This is a genomic window from Erwinia sp. B116, from assembly GCF_002865965.1.
Taxonomy (GTDB): domain Bacteria; phylum Pseudomonadota; class Gammaproteobacteria; order Enterobacterales; family Enterobacteriaceae; genus Erwinia.
Window position 1 is genome coordinate 257,600 of the sequence record NZ_JRZZ01000001.1, and the last position, 6,699, is coordinate 264,298.

The following is a 6,699-nucleotide window of genomic DNA, read 5'->3' on the forward strand; positions in this document are numbered from 1 at the left end:
CTGGCGTTACTGCAGGATCAGCTCTCCGGGAACGGCATGGTGCTGCCCGGCGCCTCGCGGTGGATGTGCAGGAAGGTCAGATGACGCTCGTACTGGTCGAGGATGTCGTTAATGATCTGCTCGCGCGTATAGTCCATCAGGTCGTTGCCCTGGGTGCCCTCCAGCAGGAAGGTCTCCAGGCGGAAGTAGTCCGACTTGCCGCGGCGGGCGCGATAGGTGAACGCCGGCACCGAGTAACGCTGCGGCCAGATCTGGTAGATGAAGCTCTGCTCATCGCCGAGGCTGACCGTCAGCTCCAGATGATTCAGGCGCTCATCTTCCTGCGGCGGCAGTTCGCTGACCTGCACCTGGGCGCCGCGGCGCTCCAGCTCACGCCCTACCTCTTCCATTGCCGGGCGGCACACTTCATCCAGCATCTTTTTGGTGTGCGTGGAACCCGGATAGTTCATCACGCGGGAAATACGCTGCTTCCAGTTGAGGCGATCGTCGCGTGATACCGGCACCGGCGGCATATTCACCGTGGTGCTGGCGCGGCGGTGATCTTCCACCCGCAGCGATTTATACAGCCCGGCCATCACAAAGAAGATCACAAAGCTGAACGGCAGGCCCATGATCACCGTGGTTTTTTGCAGCGCGCTGACGCCGTTAACCATCAGCATACCCATGGTCAGCAGGCCGATCGCCACCGACCAGAAGATGCGCAGCCAGTTGGGGGCGTCATTGTTAATGTCGCTGAGGCGGGCGGTGAAGTTGCCCAGTACCAGCGAGCCGGAGTCCGCCGAGGTAACGTAAAACAGCAGGCCGGTAATGGTGGCGACCGAGGCGCTGAAGGTAAAGCCCGGGTACTGCGCCAGCAGGCTGTAGAAGCCACGTTCCGGGTGCGCCATCGTCTCCTGGGCAAACGCCAGGTTGCCGTGGATGATCTCGTTCAGCGCGCTGTTGCCGAAGATCGACAGCCACAGCAGGGTGAAGATAAACGGAATGGTCAGCGTGCCCAGTACAAACTGGCGGATGGTGCGGCCGCGTGAGATACGGGCGAGGAACAGGCCGACAAACGGCGACCAGGCAACCCACCACGCCCAGAAGAACAGCGTCCAGTTGTTCATCCACTCGGTCTGCGGGTCAAAGGCGAAGCTGTTCAGCGTCATCCCCATAAAGCGGTTGATATAATCCCCGACGTTCAGCACCAGCGCGTTAAGCAGGAAGCCGGTATCGCCGACGAACAGTACAAACAGGATCAGGCCAAAGGCCAGCAGCACGTTGAGTTCCGACAGGAAACGGATGCCCTTATTAACGCCGGAGGTGACGGAAATGGTCGCCATCACCACCGACAGCACGATCAGCGCACTCTGCGCGGTCAGCCCCTCCGGGATATCAAACAGTACGTTGAGACCGTAGTTCAGCTGCACCACGCCGATGCCGAGGGTGGTGGCGATGCCGAAGATGGTGCCGATCACCGCGGCGATGTCCACGGTGTGGCCGATCGGGCCGTTAATGCGTTTACCGAAGATCGGATAGAGCGCCGAACGGATGGTCAGCGGCAGCCCGTAGCGGTAGCTGAAGTAACCGAGCGCGATGCCCATCAGCGCGTACATCGACCAGCCGGTCAGCCCGTAGTGGAACAGCGTCCACACCATCGCCTGGCGTGCGGCCTCATGGGTTTGCCCCGCGCCCTCCGGCGGCATCATATACTGGGTGACCGGTTCGGCCACCGAGAAGAACATCAGGTCGATGCCGATGCCGGCGGCGAACAGCATCGCCGACCAGCTCATCAGGCTGAACTCCGGCTTCGACTGCTCCGGCCCGAGCTTGATCGAACCGAAGCGCGAGCAGGCCATAAACACCACAAACACGATGTAGAGGGTGGCCGCCAGCAGGTAGTACCAGCCAAAGGTGTTGGATACCCAGTCGAGCGCGTGATTGATCAGGTTGTCGGAAAAATCGGTAAACAGGATGGTGGTCAGTGAGAACAGCAGGATCAGCGCGGCAGAGGTGTAGAACACCACCGGGTTGATACGGTCCTGCTGAGCTTTCTCTGGCATGTCAATATCTGGCATAAGGTCTCCGCAAAATGAGAACGAATAACTGACCTGACGTTTGCTCTGCGAAGCGTGCATTAGCGCATACTGGGTGACTTCCGCCGACTATCCGCTAATTACACTTGACGAGGCATCAGGTGAGGTCGCTATGTGATGGAAATAGCGTAGTTAATTTTTCAGTAATTTCACCCCGGTAACATTTTTTCTGTTAAAAACTGTCCCCGATCATAGTTTTTATTGATTGAGCATTCAATTAAAAATAATTTCACCCTCGCCGGGCGGTGAAAATTGCACCTGATGTCCACAGAAAAGAGAAGGTGACAATCACTATTGTTATGTTATAACGTAACAATAATGGCGAGGGGCAGCGTGCCGCCTCGCTAATGCCAGTCTGTTACGCTGTGAGGAACTGATGAACGCTGAATACTTAACCCCTCTGCCACGCGATGCGCGCCTGCCGGTCACCGTGCTGTCCGGTTTTCTCGGTGCCGGGAAAACCACCCTGCTTAACCATATCCTGCACAACCGCGAAGGCCGCCGGGTGGCGGTGATCGTTAACGATATGTCGGAGGTGAACATTGACGCGGCGCTGGTGCGCGACGGCGGAGCCGACCTGTCGCGCACCGACGAGAAGCTGGTCGAGATGAGCAACGGCTGTATCTGCTGCACCCTGCGTGAGGATCTGCTGCTCGAAGTCAGCCGGCTGGCGCGGGAAGGGCGCTTTGACCAGCTGGTGATTGAGTCCACCGGCATCTCCGAGCCGCTGCCGGTGGCGGAAACCTTCACCTTCGAAGAGGAAAATGGAGAGAGCCTGTCGGCGGTGGCCCGGCTGGATACCCTGGTGACGGTGGTCGACGGCTACAACTTCCTGCGCGACTATCAGTCGCGCGACAGCCTGCAGCAGCGCGGTGAGTCGCTGGGCGAGCAGGATGGGCGTTCGGTGGTGGACCTGCTGATCGACCAGATCGAGTTCTGCGACGTGCTGGTGCTGAACAAAACCGACCTGATTGACGAACAGCAGCGCGGCCAGCTGGTGGCGATCCTGCGCAGCCTTAACCCGCGCGCGCGCATTGAAGTGGCGCGTTTTGGGCAGATAGCGCTGGAGAAAGTGCTGAATACCGGCCTGTTTGACTTTGACGCCGCCGCCGAAGCGCCGGGCTGGCTGCAGGAGTTGCGCGGCAGCCACGTGCCGGAAACCGAGGAGTACGGCATCAGCCACTTTGTCTGGCGCGCGCGCCGGCCGTTCCATCCGCAGCGCTTCTGGGAATTTTTCAGCGGCGAGCTGCGGGGTATCGTGCGCTCAAAAGGCTTTTTCTGGCTGGCTTCACGCCCCGATTTTGCCGGTAACTGGTCACAGGCGGGCGGCGTCTCGCATCAGGGGCTGGCCGGCCGCTGGTGGGCGGCGGTACCGCCTGAACGCTGGCCTGAGGATGAGGATCTGCGACTGTCGATTATGCAAAACTGGCAGGAGGGCAGCGGCGACGCGCGCCAGGAGCTGGTGTTTATCGGTATGCAGATGGATGAGGCGGCGCTGCGGCGTCAGCTCGACGCCGCGCTGCTGACCGATAAGGAGATGGCGCTGGGGCCGCAGGGCTGGCAGTTCTTCAGCGACCCGGTGCCGGCGTGGTAACCGAATTCTCACGGCGGGCGTTCGGCACCTCGCCAGTCTCTGTTCCCGCTGCGCTTCTGACGATGGCGGGTTGTTTCAGCGCGGAGGATCGGCGAGAATCAGCGCGCTAAACAATAAGAATTTCCTATGACCGGACGCCTGCAAAATGAATCGCTCCTCCACGCTGCCTGCGCAGCTACGCCTTTTCCTTGGCCGCTTCTGGCCACACCCGCTGGCCGTGGCCCGCAAACAGATGCTCCTCGCCAGCCTCGGCGCAGGTATCGGCTTGGCGATCACCAGCCTGTTCAGCCACTGGCTGCTCGGCGAAGTGAACCTGTGGTTTGTCGCCCCCATGGGCGCGTCCGCGGTGCTGCTGTTTGGCGTGCCGAACAGCCCGCTGGCGCAGCCGTGGTCGGTGGTGGGCGGTAACGTGCTCTGCGCGCTGGTTGGCGTGACCGTCGGCCAGTGGATCGCCATGCCGGCACTGGCCTGCGGCGTGGCCGCCGCGCTGGCGATCGTCCTGATGTTTAAGCTGCGTTGCCTGCATCCGCCGGGCGGCGCGGTGGCGCTGACCGCGGTGATCGGCGGGCCGGCGATCCATCAGCTGGGCTACGGTTATGTCCTTACCCCGATCCTGCTCAACTCGCTGTCGCTGGCGCTGCTGGCGATTGTATTTAACAACCTGGCCGGCCGCCGTTATCCGCATCCGCTGGCCGCTGCGGAAGCCAGACCCGCGCCGGTGGTGGTGAACGTCTCGATTACCCGCGCCGATCTGCACGAAGCGCTGCTGGCCGGCGAGCTGCTGGACATCGATGAGGATGATCTGCAGGAGGTGCTGCAGCACGCGGAGCAGATTGCCCGGCGTCGGCAACAGCAGTCTGGCCCGGAACGCCGCGCGGCGTAAGGCGCATGAACGTGCTACTGCGGTCCGCCGCCCGGAACAGCCATCGCGGCTGAGCATATCGATCGGCCGGTAACGTTTCAGGCCGTATCCGCGGCAGCAAAATCTGACATCGTGCTTGACGGCGCGGCAGCAGATAAAATACAAATAGAACCGTCAGGGGAGTCTCGCCAGAGAGACTGAGAGGCTGGTAGCGATTATCGCGGCCCGGCGACCCTTAGAACCTGACCCAGTTGATACTGGCGTAGGAAGACGCGTTGCTTTGCCCCGCAGAGCAACCTGATGCGCTGGTCAACTTCGCCTGCCCGCGCGTACTCTCCCTGCCTTATCACGGGTCCTCTTTTAAACGAGGCCAACGTGAATTCTTCTGTAATTTATCCTGCATCTGTTCCTTTACGGACGCCTGCGCCATGAGCCGCTGGTCGGTTATCGGCGACGGCGTCAGCGGGCTGTGCGTCGCCACCGCGCTGGCCGAACGCGGCCAGTCGGTTGAGGTGATCGTCGATGAGTCCCGGCGTCCGGCGTCGCACTGGGCCGGCGGCATGCTCGCGCCTTGGTGCGAGGGCGAAAGCGCCCCCGATGAGGTGACCGAACTCGGCCAGCGCTCGGCCCCCTGGTGGGCGGCGCGCGTCGACGGCGTGCAGCATCAGGGCACGCTGGTGGTGGCCCCGCCGCGCGACGCGCCGGATCTGAACCGCTTTGCCCGCGTCACCCACGCGCATCAGTGGGTCGATCCCGGCGAACTGGAACCCCATCTTCAGGGGCGGTTTGCCCGCGGTCTGTTCTTCGCCGGTGAGGCGCACCTTAATCCGCGTGACGCCATGAACCAGCTGCGCGACAGGCTGCAGCGGTCCGGCGTGGCGTTTCACAGCGGCGGCCCCACCGGCCGGGTGATCGACTGCCGCGGCATTCACGCCGCCGACGCGTTAGCAGGCCTGCGCGGCGTGCGCGGTGAAATGCTGATCCTGCAGACGCAGGAGCTGCAGCTGTCGCGCCCGGTGCGCCTGCTGCACCCGCGTTTTCCCTGCTATCTGGTCCCGCGCGCCAGCGGCCATTTTATGCTCGGTGCCACCATGGTAGAGAGCGATGACGCCAGTCCGATCAGCGCCCGCGCGATGATGGAGCTGCTCAGCGCCGCCTGGGCTATCCACCCGGCGCTGGCCGAGGCGCGGATTATCGAAAGCGGCACCGGCCTGCGCCCGTCATGGCCGGATAACGTTCCCGCCATTCGTCACCTTAACGGCCGCTGGTACGTCAACGGCATGTATCGCCACGGTTTTCTGCTCGCGCCGGTAATGGCGGAGAAACTGATGCAACACCTTACCCAGGACAACCTGTTATGAAAATTCAACTCAACGGACAGCGGATCGACACCGCCGCCACCACGCTGGCCGCGCTGCTGGCGGAGCAGCAGATCGACGCCAGTTGCGTGGCCAGCGCCCTTAACGGCCAGTTTATCCCGCGCGCGCAGTATGCTCAGCAGATCCTGCACGAGGGCTGCGAGCTGGAAGTCCTGTCACCGATGCAGGGGGGCTGAAGCATGTTTTACGACTATACACCGCGGTCACGTTTCCTGCTCGGCACCGCCGGGTATCCTTCGCCGGCGATACTGACCCAGGCGGTCGCCGCCTCCGGCTGCGAAATTATCACCGTCAGCCTGCGCCGCGAAGGCAGCCAGGGCGGCGCGTTCCGCGAGATCCTGCAGCAGATGAACATGCGGGTGCTGCCCAATACCGCCGGCTGCCATACGGTGAAAGAGGCGGTGACCACCGCGCAGATGGCGCGGGAAGTCTTCGGCACCTCGTGGATCAAGCTGGAGGTGATTGGCAACGCCGATACGCTGCAGCCTGACCCGTTTGCGCTGGTCGAAGCCGCGCGCATCCTCTGCGCCGAAGGCTTTCAGGTGTTTCCCTACACCACTGAGGATCTGATCGTCGGTGAAAAACTGCTGGAAGCCGGCTGCCGGCTGCTGATGCCGTGGGGCGCGCCGATCGGCTCCGGCCAGGGGCTGCGCAATATCGACGGGCTGCGCGCAATGCGCGCATGGTTCCCGGATACGCCGCTGATTATTGATGCCGGCATCGGTGCGCCGAGCCAGGCCGCGCAGGCGATGGAGCTGGGCTTCGACGGTATTCTGCTGAATACGGCGG

6 protein-coding genes and 1 riboswitch are annotated in these 6,699 nt (G+C 62.4%); of the genes, 5 read left to right on the plus strand and 1 reads right to left on the minus strand.

Translation table 11 applies throughout. From position 1 onward, the window contains the following. Window positions 1-17 precede the first annotated feature (17 nt). Window positions 18-2,042, minus strand: coding sequence for a choline transporter (locus NV64_RS01030; RefSeq protein WP_369814388.1), 2,025 nt, complete (start codon window positions 2,040-2,042; stop codon window positions 18-20). Window positions 2,043-2,451: 409 nt separating this feature from the next. Here NV64_RS01030 and zigA point away from each other — a divergent pair, with 409 nt between their 5' ends. The 5 genes from zigA to NV64_RS01055 form a co-directional block, all read left to right on the plus strand. Beyond that, the gene (gene zigA, locus NV64_RS01035; protein ID WP_101505117.1) at window positions 2,452-3,669 is read left to right on the plus strand and encodes a zinc metallochaperone GTPase ZigA; all 1,218 of its coding nucleotides are present in this window, start codon (window positions 2,452-2,454) and stop codon (window positions 3,667-3,669) included. Between the two features lie 145 nt (window positions 3,670-3,814). After that, a complete protein-coding gene (locus NV64_RS01040) occupies window positions 3,815-4,552 on the plus strand; it encodes an HPP family protein (protein WP_101505118.1) in 738 nt (245 codons plus the stop codon). A gap of 145 nt (window positions 4,553-4,697) precedes the next feature. After that, a riboswitch (TPP riboswitch) is annotated at window positions 4,698-4,817 on the plus strand. Window positions 4,818-4,959: 142 nt separating this feature from the next. Next, window positions 4,960-5,892: an FAD-dependent oxidoreductase gene (locus NV64_RS01045; protein ID WP_056237679.1), complete on the plus strand. Its 933-nt coding sequence runs from the start codon at window positions 4,960-4,962 to the stop codon at window positions 5,890-5,892. Beyond that, entirely contained in the window at window positions 5,889-6,086 is a 198-nt protein-coding gene (gene thiS / locus NV64_RS01050; protein WP_056237681.1) for a sulfur carrier protein ThiS, read from the plus strand. Before NV64_RS01045 ends, thiS begins: the two co-directional genes overlap by 4 nt. A gap of 3 nt (window positions 6,087-6,089) precedes the next feature. Then, window positions 6,090-6,699, plus strand: a 610-nt coding sequence (locus NV64_RS01055; RefSeq protein ID WP_101505119.1) for a thiazole synthase, incomplete at its 3' end; no start/stop codon positions are given.

Excerpts from the sequence above, each read along its gene's own strand:
- thiS (WP_056237681.1), top strand. The coding sequence starts at position 5,889 with ATGAAAATTCAACTCAACGGACAGCGGATCGACACCGCCGCCACCACG.
- NV64_RS01040 (WP_101505118.1), top strand. The coding sequence starts at position 3,815 with ATGAATCGCTCCTCCACGCTGCCTGCGCAGCTACGCCTTTTCCTTGGC.
- NV64_RS01030 (WP_369814388.1), bottom strand. The coding sequence starts at position 2,042 with ATGCCAGAGAAAGCTCAGCAGGACCGTATCAACCCGGTGGTGTTCTAC.
- zigA (WP_101505117.1), top strand. The coding sequence starts at position 2,452 with ATGAACGCTGAATACTTAACCCCTCTGCCACGCGATGCGCGCCTGCCG.
- NV64_RS01045 (WP_056237679.1), top strand. The coding sequence starts at position 4,960 with ATGAGCCGCTGGTCGGTTATCGGCGACGGCGTCAGCGGGCTGTGCGTC.